At 55.6% G+C, this 14,570-nt stretch carries 12 protein-coding genes; 2 read left to right on the forward strand and 10 right to left on the reverse strand.

What is annotated here, in order from left to right:
• Window positions 1–131: 131 nt before the first annotated feature.
• From DQG23_RS42930 to DQG23_RS11830, 7 genes are all read right to left on the reverse strand, one after another.
• Window positions 132–2,723 (reverse strand): FAD-dependent oxidoreductase, encoded by a 2,592-nt coding sequence (locus tag DQG23_RS42930; protein ID WP_238177851.1) that lies wholly within the window; start codon window positions 2,721–2,723, stop codon window positions 132–134.
• The gene (locus DQG23_RS11800) at window positions 2,720–4,246 is read right to left on the reverse strand and encodes a type 2 periplasmic-binding domain-containing protein (protein ID WP_113031036.1); all 1,527 of its coding nucleotides are present in this window, start codon (window positions 4,244–4,246) and stop codon (window positions 2,720–2,722) included. The genes DQG23_RS42930 and DQG23_RS11800 overlap by 4 nt, the downstream gene beginning before the upstream one ends.
• Before the next feature lie 33 nt (window positions 4,247–4,279).
• Complete coding sequence (locus DQG23_RS11805) at window positions 4,280–5,143, reverse strand: carbohydrate ABC transporter permease (RefSeq protein WP_113031037.1); 864 nt, start codon at window positions 5,141–5,143, stop codon at window positions 4,280–4,282.
• Window positions 5,137–6,099, reverse strand: coding sequence for an ABC transporter permease (locus tag DQG23_RS11810; RefSeq protein ID WP_113031038.1), 963 nt, complete (start codon window positions 6,097–6,099; stop codon window positions 5,137–5,139). The genes DQG23_RS11805 and DQG23_RS11810 overlap by 7 nt, the downstream gene beginning before the upstream one ends.
• Before the next feature lie 687 nt (window positions 6,100–6,786).
• Window positions 6,787–8,523, reverse strand: a complete 1,737-nt coding sequence (locus DQG23_RS11820) for a cache domain-containing sensor histidine kinase (RefSeq protein WP_113031040.1) — start codon at window positions 8,521–8,523, stop codon at window positions 6,787–6,789.
• Complete coding sequence (locus tag DQG23_RS11825; RefSeq protein ID WP_113031041.1) at window positions 8,516–9,244, reverse strand: response regulator transcription factor; 729 nt, start codon at window positions 9,242–9,244, stop codon at window positions 8,516–8,518. The genes DQG23_RS11820 and DQG23_RS11825 overlap by 8 nt, the downstream gene beginning before the upstream one ends.
• Before the next feature lie 98 nt (window positions 9,245–9,342).
• Complete coding sequence (locus DQG23_RS11830) at window positions 9,343–9,789, reverse strand: OsmC family protein (protein WP_113031042.1); 447 nt, start codon at window positions 9,787–9,789, stop codon at window positions 9,343–9,345.
• A gap of 18 nt (window positions 9,790–9,807) precedes the next feature.
• Here DQG23_RS11830 and DQG23_RS41795 point away from each other — a divergent pair, with 18 nt between their 5' ends.
• Window positions 9,808–10,566, forward strand: coding sequence for a pentapeptide repeat-containing protein (locus DQG23_RS41795; RefSeq protein ID WP_146762292.1), 759 nt, complete (start codon window positions 9,808–9,810; stop codon window positions 10,564–10,566).
• Between the two features lie 890 nt (window positions 10,567–11,456).
• On the opposite strand, the gene DQG23_RS11835 is transcribed toward DQG23_RS41795, so the two are convergent.
• Both DQG23_RS11835 and infC read right to left on the reverse strand, forming a co-directional pair.
• Window positions 11,457–12,062, reverse strand: a complete 606-nt coding sequence (locus tag DQG23_RS11835; RefSeq protein WP_238177852.1) for a YdeI/OmpD-associated family protein — start codon at window positions 12,060–12,062, stop codon at window positions 11,457–11,459.
• 170 nt (window positions 12,063–12,232) lie between these two features.
• Window positions 12,233–12,706 carry a translation initiation factor IF-3 gene (gene infC, locus DQG23_RS11840; protein WP_113031043.1) on the reverse strand — a complete coding sequence of 158 codons (474 nt, stop codon included), beginning with the start codon at window positions 12,704–12,706 and terminating at the stop codon, window positions 12,233–12,235.
• Window positions 12,707–12,769: 63 nt separating this feature from the next.
• Between infC and DQG23_RS11845 the strand changes: the two genes are divergently transcribed.
• The gene (locus DQG23_RS11845) at window positions 12,770–13,078 is read left to right on the forward strand and encodes a hypothetical protein (protein WP_113031044.1); all 309 of its coding nucleotides are present in this window, start codon (window positions 12,770–12,772) and stop codon (window positions 13,076–13,078) included.
• A gap of 592 nt (window positions 13,079–13,670) precedes the next feature.
• On the opposite strand, the gene DQG23_RS11850 is transcribed toward DQG23_RS11845, so the two are convergent.
• Window positions 13,671–14,468, reverse strand: coding sequence for an ABC transporter ATP-binding protein (locus DQG23_RS11850; protein ID WP_113031045.1), 798 nt, complete (start codon window positions 14,466–14,468; stop codon window positions 13,671–13,673).
• Between the last annotated feature and the right edge of the window lie 102 nt (window positions 14,469–14,570).

Here is a 14,570-nt window from a genome sequence, read left to right on the forward strand (position 1 = left end):
ACTCCCGGCGCGCGGTGCTCGGTCACGCGTCGGCTGTCAAACCTCGTGCGGCCGCTGTTCCATCTACTCGTACACTTCGGCACACTATTCGTCGTTCCTGACTGGACGGGCAGTTTAACCGCCCGATGCGCTCAGTCCTCATAGCATCGGACCTCGTAGATCGCCGCCGACGGGTCGCCGTTCGTCGCAAGGACCGTTATTCGCAGCAGATCGGTACAAACGGGCCGCTCGAGCACGATCGTCCGACGGCGCTGGTAGTTGCCGCCAAGCATCCCTGCCTCGGTCCAGCGGCCGTCTACCCAAGCTTCCATCGTAATGTCCTTGGGGCATTGCGGGTCTCGGTAAAGCGCCGGGTAGCTCCGGTAATCGCGCAGAAGTTGGCCGGGGAAGGTCAGCTCGACCCTGCCGATGCGAACCGGCTTCTCCCACGCAAGCTCCAGCCATTGCGGCAGCGGGAGCGCCGGATCGGAGCGCCAGAGGCCCGGGCTCCGGTACGGGCGGGTCACGCCGTTCAGGACGCTGGCCGCGCTATAGCACGCCTGTGCCGGTTCGATTCGGAAGTTCATCGTCACGCCCTGACCAAAACGTCGCATAAGCCCGTTCCCAAGCTCGTAGGCACTGACGTGGCCGGGCTCGATCGCGGCGGCGGCATGCCAGCGGACGTTCGGATTGGCGAGCAGATCCAGCCGCACGTAGCTTCCGCGCAGCGCCGAAACGTCTACGCCGGCATGCCACTCCTCCCAACAGCCGATACCGGTCCGCACTTCGAGAACGGCGCTGGCAAGCGGCTTCCCGGGCTCTACCCGGTAGTCCCATAGGTGCTCGACCGCGTACAGCCGGGCTTCGACCTGCTGCGGCGTGTCCGCATCGTTATCGAGGCAAACGGCCAGCCGCTCTATACGATCCGCACCGACGGCAATCCACTGGCCGCGCCGCTGCGCAAGCGGCTCCGCTATAGGCCGCTCCGCCACTGCAGCCGGCTGTTCCGCTTCCGAAGCCAGCCTCACTGGACCCGCTTCCGGCTGTTCCGCTTCCGCTACTAGTCTCTCCGGACACGCTTCCGGCTGTTCCATTCCCGCAGCCGGTCTCTCAGGACCCGCATCCGGCTGTTCCGCTTCCGCTACCAGCCTCTCAGGACCCGCTTCCGGCTGTTCCGCTTCCGCAGCCGGTCTCTCAGGACCCACTGCCGGCTGTTCCGCTTCCGCTACCGGCCGCCCCGGCTCGCCCGCGGCCGTGCCCGCAGCAGCAGCGCCTGCGGGCTCGCAGCCGGCAAGCAGCGCTTCGCTGCTCGCGCGTACGGCTGCGGACCGCGCCAAGTCGCGCGGATCCTCGTTCGCCGCGTTCGGCAGGAAGCAGCCGTCGCGAAGCAGCGCCTGCTGCACGTCGCGGATCGCCCGCTCAGGCACATCGCGCACGGGGATGCCGGCGCGAACGGCAATCGCCGCCGCCGTCCCGGCGGCCTGGCCCATCAGCGCCGTCGTGCCCATCACGCGCACCGTGCCGAGCGCCGCATGCGTGACGCTGACGTTGCGCCCCGCCATCATCAGATTGCTCATGCCTTTGGCAATCAATATTCGCAGCGGAATGCCGTACGGGCCCACATAGCTTTTGGCCATGTAAGAGCCGGAGCCGGTCGCTTGATTGCCTTCGACGGCCGCCTTTTCGCTGAATGAAGCGAGCAGACCTCCCGGCTCATGCAGGTCGATGAACCAGCCGCCGTAAGCGACTTCGTCGTCAAACACCGTTTTCCGCAGCGGATCGTGCTCGGTCATGAAATAGTCGCCGATAATGCGGCGGCTTTCCCTCTTGCCCGGCACCTGGCCGATCCAATCGAGCGCGTAGGTGGACGCTTCCTCATTGAGACGCGGATCGCGGTTTTTAATCCAGTCCCAAACGCCGAGCACATGCCGGGTCAGCTCATGCCGAAGCCGCTCATTGTCGTAAATCGTATGCCAGGGCACGGACAGCTCGATCCACCAAAAACCGCTCCGCGGGTCGGCCGGCCATCTCCCCTGCTTATAGAAGAAATCCGGATTGTCGTAGCGAACCGCCCAATCCGGCGCCGTAAACGGCACGGGACGCCCCGTATCCTTCGCTTTAAAATGAATCGAATTCCCCATGACCGCCGCGCTGGCTTCCTCCGGCGCGTGAGGCTCGCCGAATTCCCAGCGGCCTTCCGTCCCCATACGCCATTCGCAGCCGGCAAGCGCTGCCACGACTCCATCGCCGGTGCAGTCGATAAACGTGTCCGCCAGAAGCGTCAACTCGGTCTCGGCATGGCTGACGCGGCCGATAACGGCATCGACCGTTTTCTCGTCGCGTTTGCGCACATCGGTGATCGTCGTGTTAAGACGGAACGTAAGATTCGGCGTCGACATCGCCATGTCGTACAGCACCATGTCCCAAACACTGTTGATCCAGCCGTTGTCGAACGTCGGATTTTCGTGATTGCACGCCCGCTCCTCGATCAGAAGCTCGGAAATAATGCCCGTTTCCCGCGCATAAGCGTGAAAGCTCGCCGCCCCCTGCGGAGGCACGCGAATTTCCGACGAGCTGTTGCCGCCGAACACCGGACGGTCCTGCACCAAACAAACCTGCGCCCCGTGACGCGCAGCAGCGACGGCGGCGCAAAAACCCGCCAGCCCGCCGCCGCAAACGACGATATCATACCGCTCTTCGCTTGTGCGAAGAGCGGCTTCCTTTTGTCCTCCGATTGCGCTCACTTGACGTACCCCAAATCTTTCAGCGTTTTCTCCGCTTGCTGCAGGCGTGCAGGCAGATTGAATTTCGAATTGAGCGTTTTGACGTATTCGTCGAAGTCCGAAAGCGGACGCTTGCTATACAAGAACTTCACAAGCTCTTCATACTCGTAGCGTTCATCCACGACGACCTGCTCGGGAAGCGGTACGAATTCGGAATATACGAGGATGCGCGGCTGGTTTTTGGCAAAATCTATTTCCTTCTCCTGCTTCGGAAACTTCGTTTTCAAATAGTCCATCTCATTACGTCCCGTCAATTGCACCTGCCAGGCGTAGGCGGTTTCCGACATGGCCGGCAAAGCGACCGCTTTTCCGTTCTCCATCTTGTAATGAGTGCCTTCCACGCCGTAGTTGACGGTAAGCTGCCCTTTGCCCGGTTCGGTAATGTAATTGATATATTCCAAAATCTTATCCAGCTTCTCCGGCTGCTTCTCCAGCGATTTGGAGAGCGCGATCATCGCAGGGTTGCGGCCGACGTCCCAGATGCCTTGGTATTTCCCGCCCGGCCCGGTAAGAGCGTCAAGCTGGACCCATTCGGCATTCGGATTGATTTTTTTGTACGTCTCTTTCGTCGCGTCCGTGGCGATGGACGGCCAGCCGATATAAATGACGCCCGCTTGCCCTTTGAACGCTTTTTCGATCGGGTTTTTGTTCGTCATGATTTCCGGATCGACGGCGCCGGAAGCAATCAGGTCGGCAATGTACGTAAGCGCTTGCTTCGTGGCCGGATCGGTCGTCGAATACACAACCTTGTTGTCTCGGATCATATAATGGCCCGGGTCCGCTACGCCGAACGCAGTGAACAGCGCGCTGAATGCCGGAAGATCGGCGCCGGTCAAGCCGAACGTGTCTTTTTTGCCGTTGCCGTCAGGGTCCTGCTCGGTGAACGCTTGCAGCACCTTCTTGAACTCCTCGACCGTTTTGGGAGTCTCCAGGTTCAGTTTTTTCAGCCAGTCGGCGCGAATCCAGTAGCTCGTCATCGGAATGTCCGGACGTTTGGCGATGCCGTACAGCTTGCCGTCGACCTTGCCTTTGTTCCAGTCCGTATCCGTGTAAGTCTTTTTCAAATTCGGCAATTTATCGAGGTATTTGTCTAACTCCAGCAGCACGCCCTGCTTCGCGAACGTCTGGATGTTCGTTTTGACGACCCCGAACACGTCGGGCGGCGTACCGCCGGCTATCTTTGTGTTGAGCACCTGATTGTATTCCTGGACGCCGATATTGAAATCCATCTGCATGTTCAAATCCTTGTTGAGCTGCTGCAGGATCGGATCTTTGTCCGGCGCCGGATTGCCGCCGCTGCCCGGGATGAAAACCGAAAATTTGACCGGATCCTTCTTCGGTGTCGCAGTTGGAGACGCGCTGGCAGCCGCAGTCTGCGCCGGCGACGGGGAAGCCGTCTCTTTCGTCCCCCCGCCGCTGCAACCCGCAACCAAAGCTCCGGCGCCAACAAGCAGCGCCACCATGCCTTTCGTCTTTCTTTTCATCGGTTGACCGCCTCTCTGAATCTTATTTTTATCTTAGCCCTTAATCGACCCCAGAAGCACGCCTTTCGTAAAATACTTCTGGATGAACGGGTAGATAACGAGAATCGGCAGCGCGGTCAGCACGACCGCCGCCATTTGCAAGGATACCGTCGGCAGCGTTTCCTCGATATTCTGCTGCTCGGGGCTCTCCGCAGCCGTCAATATGGCCCGCAGCATGACCTGCAGCGGATGCAGCTGTCGATCGCTGATGTAGATGATTGCTGCAAAAAACTCGTTCCAGTGCCCGACTGCGTAAAACAGCCCTACCGTCGCCATGATCGGCATCGATAACGGAAGCACGACGCGCAGAAGAATGCCGGTTTCGCTCGCACCGTCGATCCGGGCGGCTTCGTCCAAACTTTCCGGCAGCTGCTCGAAGAACGACTTCATAACGAGCAGGTTGAACGAGCCGATCGCGCTGGGCACGATCATCGCCCATACCGAATCGAGCAAACCCGTCTCCTTGACGATCAGATACGTCGGAATCATCCCGCCGCCGAACAGCGTGGTAAAGACGACTAGGAGCAGAAATACATTGCGGCCGGGCAAATACTTTTTGGTTAGCGGGTAGGCCATCAAGGACGTAAGCGCTAGATTGACGAGCGTACCGACGACCGTAATGAAGATGGTTACCGCATATGCCCGGGGAATGATATCGTCGCTCAGAAACGCTTTGTACGCGGCCAGCGTTATTTCCCGCGGAATAATGAGGAAGCCGCCGTGCTTGAGCACCTCGCTATACGGCGTCAAGGATACGCTGACGACATACAAAAGCGGAAAAATAATGCTGACAACGAGACCGATGAGTATGGTGTAGATAAAGGTTAAATAGAGCCGATCCTTCCAGTTGCCTACCATATGGCACCTCCCCAGCGTTTGGCCAGCCGGTTCGCGCCGATGATCAAGACGAGGCCGATCAGCGATTTGAACAAGCCGACCGCCGTTGCCAGACTGAAGGCCATTTGTTCAAGGCCCGTACGGAACACCCAGGTATCGATAATGTCGGCGACGGGGTAAACGTGAACGTTGTACATGATGTAAATTTGCTCGAAGCCGGCATCGAGAATATGGCCGAGCCGCAGGACAAGCAGCAGCAGAATCACGGCCCGTATGCCCGGCAGGGTAATATGCCACATCATGCGCAGCCTGCCCGCCCCGTCGCAGCGCGCCGCTTCATAAAGCGTCGGATCGATGCCCGCGATCGCGGCCAAATAAATGATGGCGCTCCAGCCTACGTGCTGCCATATGCCGGAGGTAACGAGCAGCGTGCGGAACCAGTCCGTAGACTGCAGGAACGGGATGGTCGTGCCGGTAAGCTCCTTGACCCACTGATTGACCAAGCCGTCGGTTTGCGACAGCAGCGCGATCATGAGCCCGTAGACGATGACCATCGACAAAAAATGCGGCAAATAGCTGACGGTTTGCACGAACCTTTTGAAGAGGCTGTGCCTGACTTCGTTGAGCAATATAGCCAGGATGATGCCGGGCGGCATGCCCCAAACCAGCTTATATACGCTGATAAGGAACGTGTTGCTAAGCGTTTGCATGAAATACGGCGAGTCGTAAAACGCTTTGAAATGTTTGTACCACGGATCCGCCCAAGGGCTGTTCATGACTCCCTTGATCACGTTATAGTCCTTGAACGCGATAACGACCCCGTACATGGGTCCGTATTGGTAAACGGCGTAATACAGCAGCCCGGGAAGCAGCATCAAATAGAGCGCTCTGTATCGCCAAACCTTTCCCCAGAACGACTGGCGTTTTGCGGGCAGCGGCTGTTTGAGGGCGGCTTCCGTCGTTTGCAGCTCCAGCATGTGGTCCCCCCTTTTTGCGAGTGCTAGTGTGTTGTAAGAGCTTTCATAAGTAATTATAGCGAGGGGCGAAACCGGGAAATATACAGCGATTCCTTCAAATTGTCAGAACGTCAATGATGTCGTTGGGGTTGAAGAACTGGCAGGAATGGCAAAAGGAAAGAGGGGCAATCAGGAGTACCGGGAAGCGATGAGGAGTAAAATGGAGCAGGTTTGATATGCTGAAATTTTCTAAGCAAACAAACTTCATATACGCTTCTATTTCCAAACGCCCCCTTCGCTCGTCGCTTGCATGCGATCCAGTCCGATTTTGCCCAATTGGAATCGAGTCTGAACTCCATTCCTCGCCTGGAGTCCGAAAATGCCCGCTTACAGCGGCTATTTCGCTCGGCACACCGACGGTTCCCTTCTCCAAGCAGGCGAAATCGGACTACAGCGTAAGAGGAACCTCGATTCCTTGCTCCAAGCGGGTAAATTCGGATTACAACGAACAGAAGGGACTAAATGCCAGTTGGTTTCTTGTATTCATCTATTTTCGATCGGGCGTTCCATCGCGATTGAGTTCGGTAATAAGCAAAGCACTGCCTGAAACATTATTTAGGCGCAGCTCATATATACCATCACAATAACTGCTCCTGCCACATGAAATCGTATACTTTCCGACCACACAAAAAAACCGTAGGCATAAGCCTACGGCAGCGGCAGGGCAATGGTGACGTCCGTCCATTCGCCCGGCTCGGAAACAATTTGAAGACCATACGCCGGTCCGTAATTAAGGCGGATTCGGTCCTGCACATTCCTCAGGCCGATGCTGAATCCGCTCACACTTTTTTTCGGCACACTCTCCTCCGCATCCGACAAGGTTTCCCGGATTTGCGCCTCCGTCATACCCTCCCCGTCGTCCCGAACGGAAAGCAGCAGCTTCCCTTCCTCCGCACGCGCCCGGATCGTCACGATGCCCTCGCCTTTGGCCGCAAGCCCGTGAAAAATCGAATTTTCCACCAGCGGCTGAAAAATAAGCTTCGGAACAAACATCTGCAGCATCGAAGGATCGATCTCCTCGCAAAAATGAAACGCGTCCCCGTATCGCACTTTTTGAATCTGCACATAGGACCGCAGCGACTGCAGCTCCTCCTTCAGTGTAACCATTTCGCTCTTGCCAAGGCTGTAAGACAGCAGCTGAATCAACGAGCGAATCGTTTCCTCCACCTCCGCAGCCCGATGCTGTTTGGCAAGACTGCCGATGCAAGCCAGCGTATTGTACAGAAAATGAGGCCGAATCTGGCTGAGCAGCAGCTTGAGCTCGATTTCTTTTTTCCGTTCCTCGTTCTCCTTCACGGTTTGCAACAGCTCCTGAATACGCCCCAGCATCATGTGAAAGCTGCGGGAAAGACGGCCGATCTCATCCGTTCGTTTCACTTGCAGCACAGGGGCGGTAAACCGCTCCCCGCGTATCCGGTCCATCTGTAGGGCAAGCCTGTACACCGGCCTCGTAAAATACCGGCTGATCGCAATCGTAAAAACGATAAGCAGCGAAAACCAAAGCGCGCCGATGCCGGTAAACCGCGCATACAAATCCCGCACGCCGGAGCGGAACACCCGCTCGTCCGTTAGCGTAACCAAATACCAGCCAAGCTGGTATCTTTCGCTCTTGACCGCCATCAGCGGGCCGGCAGCTCCTTCGATCCGGCTGATGCCGTTCGGCAGCCCGGTCAGCTCCCTGACGAACTCGTCGTCCATTTCGGCCGGAAGCGTAGCCGGTTTATACGGAACGATTTTGCTGTTCGGATCGTACGACACGATGTTCCCTTTGCCGGTAAAAAGCGTAAAGCCCTGCCCCGTCCCATACAGCAGCTCGTTCAGCCGCGCGGTCAGCTGGGAGGTGTTGATTTCCGCCAGCACGATGCCCGCTCCGTCCTTCAAGGCAAGCGCAAACGCAATCGTACGTTCCGTCATAAGCGGCGAGTAATAAGGCTCGCTCCAATTGACAAGCCCGGGGTTCTCGTATGCGATGCGAAACAGCCGGGGCAGCTCCGGATGGCCGACAATATCGTAAAACAGCTGGTCGTTGGACAAAATTTCGCCGTCGCCGTTCATAATGAACATATGCGAGACGATCGCGCTGTTGATCTCGATTTGCTCGTTCAGCATTTTGCGCAAAGCGGCAGGATCGGCCAGCAGCTCCTCATCGACGCGGCCCGACACGTTCAGCAAAATATTTCGGATGTTCGCCAAATACAATTCGAGGTACTGGCCCGTTCGTTCGATAAACACGGTCATATCTTCCGATTTTTGCTTGATCAAAGCTTCGCGTGAGCTGCTGAGCGCGCTGTACAAAAGTCCGGAAAAGACGAGCATGCTGACCAAAGCGAGGGCAAGAAACAGCTTGACGAACATACTGCCGAGAAGCCAGCCCGGTTTACCCATGACCGCCCCGGAATTCCCGCGGACTTACGCCGTACTGTTTGCAAAAGACGTCGGTAAAGTAACGGTAATTGGGAAAACCGACCTCGGACGCCACTTCATACACCTTCAGATGGCTGTTTCGCAGCAGATGGGCGGCTTTCTCCATGCGTTCCCTTTTGACGTAATCCTGGAAGACTTCGCCCGTTTCCTTGCGGAACACCTGGCCGAAATAATTGGCGCTAAGTCCGACATAGGAGGCGACCTCCTGCAGGCCGAACGACTCCTTCAAATGCTCGCGGATAAAAGCGACCGCACGCCTGATTTCGTAGCGTTTATCCGCTTGCGGCTCCTGCTGCGGCATGCCGGGCAGTCGGCTCTTGGCCTTGGCCAGGGAGGCGAGCAAATCCTCGTCGTGATAGGTGCCTTTGAGCAGAAAATCGCAAGCGCCAAGCACCAAGGCTTGACGAGCGTATTCAAAATCGCTATGGCAAGTAAGCATAATAATTTGTACATCCGGCTTCCATTCCTTCAGCCGGCTCGTCAGCCGCAGACCGTCCATCACCGGCATCACGATATCGGTTACGACAATATCGGGCTGCTTGCTGAGACATATTTCCAGCGCCTCCTGCCCATGGCGGGCTTCGCCTACCAGTTCGAAATCGTGCCGAGCCCAAGAAAACGCTCTCAAATTTTCGCGAATGGGCACTTCGTCATCCACGACGATCACTTTGGTGCGGATCACGGCATTCCCTCCATTATCACGAATCTAAAGGTTTGCGATTAATTATAGCGCGAACCTTCTATGGATAACAGGCGCTGCCCCTCGAAAATGTCAGAAAATCAACGATTCGGTGTAACGCTCGTTCCATTCAACACGATATGAGGGATGACCGCAGCATTCAACGAAGCTACGACCGGGCAGTATTTCTCCAGCTCCAATTGTACGGCACGCCAAAGACGTTCCGGCGCCATGTCGCCCTGCACGCGGAAGGTCAGCTTAATTTCGGTCAACCTTTTCGGATGCTCTGCGGATCGAGTTCCTTCGACCTCGATTTCGAGCGCCTTCGGCGGCTTTCGCATTTTGTCCAGCACGCCTGCCACACCCATGCCCATGCATCCGATCACGCTCATCAGGACGAGCTCCATCGGTCTGTTCCCGGAGCTCTCCCCACCGTTCGCCACCGAAGCATCCATGATCACGTCGAACCCGCTCGCCCCTTTGGCGCGAAACTGCCGCTTGCCGAGCCATTCCGCCTTAACGAGCAGCTCATTGCCCCCATTCGCCACATAAGTCCCTCCTTAAACATGCTTTCAGTACCACGCACGACTTCTCGACACGCGCTGCTCGGTTACATGATGCTCGGTCACACGATGCCCAGTCACTCGATGCTCAGTCACTCGATGCTCGGTCACACGATGCTCAGTCACTCGATGCTCAGTCACTCGATGCTCAGTCACTCGATGCTCAGTCACACGATGCCCAGTCACTCGATGCCCAGTCACTCGATGCTCAGTCACTCGATGCTCGGTCACACGATGCTCAGTCACTCGATGCTCAGTCACTCGATGCTCAGTCACTCGATGCTCAGTCACTCGATGCTCAGTCACTCGATGCTCAGTCACTCGATGCTCAGTCACTCGATGCTCAGTCACTCGATGCTCAGTCACTCGATGCTCAGTCACTCGATGCTCAGTCACTCGATGCTCAGTCACTCGATGCTCAGTCACTCGATGCTCAGTCACTCGATGCTCAGTCACTCGATGCTCAGTCACTCGATGCTCAGTCACTCGATGCTCAGTCACTCGATGCTCAGTCACTCGATGCTCAGTCACTCGATGCTCAGTCACTCGATGCTCAGTCACACGATGCTCAGTCACACGATGCTCAGTCACTCGATGCTCAGTCACTCGATGCTCAGTCACTCGATGCTCAGTCACTCGATGCTCAGTCACTCGATGCTCAGTCACACGATGCTCAGTCACACGATGCTCGAGTACATGATGCTCGGTCACACGTCGGCTGTCAAACCTCGTCCCGAAGCTTTTCAGGTACTATGGGATTAGCCCCGACCGCGCACTTAGTGAAGAAAACCTCACTGTTAATGCGGTAATCCTCACTATTTCACTGGTGAAATCGTCGTTCTCACCTGCTAGTGAGGTAAACGCAACTAATAATAAACTTTTCCTCACTATCAATTGCGTTTACCTCATTATCTCTTTGGAACGCGGGTTTTCGGCTAGAAACAGTAACGTTTGCCTTACTAATAATTTCCTTTGCCTCACTATTTCTCCGGAACACGGATTTTCGGCTGGAAACAGTAACGTCTGACTTACTAATAATTTCCTTTTCCCACTATCTCTTCAGAACACGGGTTTTCAGCTAGAAACAGTAACGTTTGCCTTACTAATAATTTCCTTTGCCTCACTATTTCTCCGGAACACGGATTTTCGGCTGGAAACAGTAACGTCTGACTTACTAATAATTTCCTTTTCCCACTATCTCTTCAGAACACGGGTTTTCAGCTAGAAACAGTAACGTTTGCCTTACTAATAATTTCCTTTGCCTCACTATCTCTCCGGAACACGGGTTTTCAGCTAGAAACAGTAACGTTTGCCTTACTAATAATTTCCTTTGCCTCACTATCTCTCCGGAACACGGGTTTTCAGCTAGAAACAGTAACGTTGCCTTACTAACAAATGCCTTCCCCTTATTATCTCTCCGGAACACGGGTCACTAATAATTACCTTTAGCTCATAATCACTCAGTGAACGGGCCAGGTGAGGCGGAAAATTGTACTCGGTTCACCCAAAACTTTTAGATGGAACACGCCGGCTTCATTCTTAACCGAAGCATTCCATAGCAATCGTATAAAGCCTGACCCCGTACTTATACCCTAGGATTTAGCCGCAGCCTATACGCAATAAGCCGGCGTCTCCGCCGGCCGTTCGCGATACTATTTGGAGAAGCGGGTCAACTGCTTGATCCTGTTCCCCTTTTCCGATTCGGCAATCAGCTCGTCCAACCGCTTCTGTTTCGTTTCTTCCCGCTTTGCGCTAACAATGAGCCATATGGCTGTTTTTCGGTAGGATGCCGGCTGCGATTGAAAAAAATCCCAAGCCTTCCGATTCGCACGGAATAGCTCCTCCTGCCGCTCGGACAGTTTGGCTTCTTCCTTCTGTTCGTGGGAATAGACACCGGCTCTCTCCGATTTGCGTTTCTCGAAAGCTTGGAGACCGGCGGGCTGCATACGGCCGAGTGCCGTAAGCTCCGCAACCCTGTTGGTATTGACATCGCTCCAAATGCTGCCTGACTTACGCGGCGTAAAACGAATCATGTAGCTGTCGCCGTCTATGCCTTTGCGTAATCCGTCGATCCAGCCGAAGCAGAGCGCTTCGTCGACCGATTCCGGCCACGTGATGCTTGGCTTGCCGGAACCGACTTTATAGTAGCCGACCCATAGCTCCTTGGACTTGTCGTGCTGCTCCTCCAGCCATTTGTGGAAATCGGATGGTACTGCAAAAAAAGCAGGCTGCACCGGCGCTTTCGCAGGCTCGGTCATCGTTCATCGCTCCCATCTTCGAAATTCATCTCCAGCTAAACGCCTGCAGAGTGCTCTACCTCCGGCGGACGGAGAGCTGTGCGTCTCGGGAGCCTCTTCCGGCACATCGCACCCTTAGACCGCGGCGTTTTTGCTGTAAACGGCAGTGGGGCTGCCGCATACCCATGCGATTACAGCGGATCCAACTGAACCGCAGCTTGCTTGCCGCTAAGCTGAATCCCCGTTTTGGGCTTGCCGGACGGCTTCAAATCCTTGAGCAGCGCTTCAAGCAATTCTTTCGCCTTGGCGCCCTCCTTGCCTTGAATCTTCACGACCAGCATTACCGCATCGCCGGCTTTTAATATACGTTCCGCCTGCTGCAGCTTTGTCTCGTAATCATGTTCTTCGATATGCGGAGTAAGACGTATTTCCTTGAGCTTCGGCGCCTTTTCCTGCTTGCGTGCCTGTTGGGCTTCCTGCTTGGCCGCTCCGGCACCGATCAGCCTGCATGGCGGCGGACTGCTCATCAGCGACGTGCATACAAGATCGACTTTCAGCTTTCTAGCCATTGCCAGCGCCTCGGAAGTCGGCACAATCCCCAAGTCTTCCCCGTTTACGCCGGTCAGCTGCACTTCGAACGCTTTGATTTTTTCATTTTTGATCATTGTGACCGCACCTTAACTTTCGTTATAATGAACCATATTACCGCCTGGAGGGAGTTTTTTCAAATGCGGCGTACCGAATTGGAAGAAGAAATTATACGTAATTACGAGCGGGACGAACAGACGATGATTCTCATTTTTGCCCAGTGGTGCGTCAATAACGGGCTTGACCCGGCCGCCTTATATTTGCGCGCATACCCGGAGCAAGCCGCGAACGCCGCTCTGCAGCAGGCCTTCGAACTGACCGTGCCGAAGGAAGAAGCCGGCGACATTACGGACGATACCTTGCTTAACGTGCTGTCCTTGTTCGGCAATGAGGATTTGGCTTTCGTCGTCACCGAAGAAATCGCCAACCGTAAAAAGCGCAGCCGTTAACGTCCGCCCGCCTGCCCCGTGTCAGCGGCTTTTTCGCATACGAAACGTCAAAAAGGGGCTGTCTCAAACGCATCGATACGAACATTGCACAAGGATAAACGGCTTCGCCGTCCTTTGGGACGCGCGCGTTTACCGTTGAAATATAAGCACTTGTTATGTGAAACATATACGCTTATATTTTGAAAAAGACGCTTCCACCCCACTATTAAAGTGGTTTTGGAAGCGTCTTTGCACATCTTTTGGGATTTACTTACTTGAAATACCTTTTTGAGATAGCCCCTTTTTGCGCTGCATGCCGTACGTGCGAACGCCTGTGGAGCGTTTCTTTCATAGATGCACCGCTCCAGCTTTCGCACATCACCTGCTGTTTGCAGCGAAAAACAAGGGTGTTCAATCTCGGCGGATTCCAACGATCATCACGAGTTTCTGCCCATCGTAACCTGCCAAACGCCGCGTCATCTGCTTCTTTCGCATACCGTCGCGTGCAACTCCCGTATGGGACGCTCGTTCGCTAGCCGGCCGTCAAGCTTCGCGCGGAACCGGATGCTAGTCTGCTGCTTAAGGGCTGCGCTTGCTGCAAGCAGGTACGACCTTATCCCTCCACGTTATGCCCCGTCCAAGTCAGGATCGCACGCTCATTGTGCCAATGCACGGAAATGCCGGTTTCGAAAAAATCCGTCAAAACCGATTCCGTCAGCACGTCCCTCGTTTTGCCCGTGCGGAACACTTCTCCTCTGCGCATTAGCAGACAGTGGCCGAAAATCGGTACGATTTCCTCCGTATGATGCGTGACGTAAACGAGATTCGGCGCGTCCGGCCGCTGTGCTAGCCGCTCGATGCTGGAAAGCAGCTGCTCCCGCGAAATAAAATCCAGCCCGTTGCACGGCTCGTCCAAAATGAGCAGCTTCGGCGACGCCATAAGCGCTCTTGCAATGAGCAGCTTTTGTTTCTCCCCTTGCGAGCATGTCTGGTACGTTCGGTCGATCAAATGCGAGCAGCGCAGCTGTTCCATCAGCTCGATCGCATATTCCTCGTCTTCCTTCGACGGTTTATCGTACAGCCCGATTGACGCGAACTTCCCGCTCAGTACGACCGATTGCGTCTTGTCGCCGGCGTACAGCTTTTCCTGCAGGGAGGAGCTGACCCAGCCGATCGACTTGCGCAGCTCCCGCAGGTCGACCGTGCCGAACCGCCTTTCAAAAACGCTGACCGTTCCCTTGGTCGGCCAAAGGTAACCGTTGATCATGTTGAGCAGCGTCGTTTTGCCGGAGCCGTTCAGTCCCAGTATCGCCCAATGCTCCCCTTTGGCCACCTTCCAGGTGACGTCTTGGAGCAGCGTTTTTTGCTCTCTTCGCCATGTTACATTCTCGACTTCGATGACTTGCTTCATCTATCGTTCCTCCATCCTAGAACTGCCGCCCGTACCAAGCGTGGCTCTCCCGACGCGCATCTCTCCCGGCGAACGTTGCGGCGCTGCGCAGCGGGCGGTCAG

The organism is Paenibacillus contaminans, assembly GCF_003285015.1.
Lineage (GTDB): Bacteria > Bacillota > Bacilli > Paenibacillales > NBRC-103111 > Paenibacillus_V > Paenibacillus_V contaminans.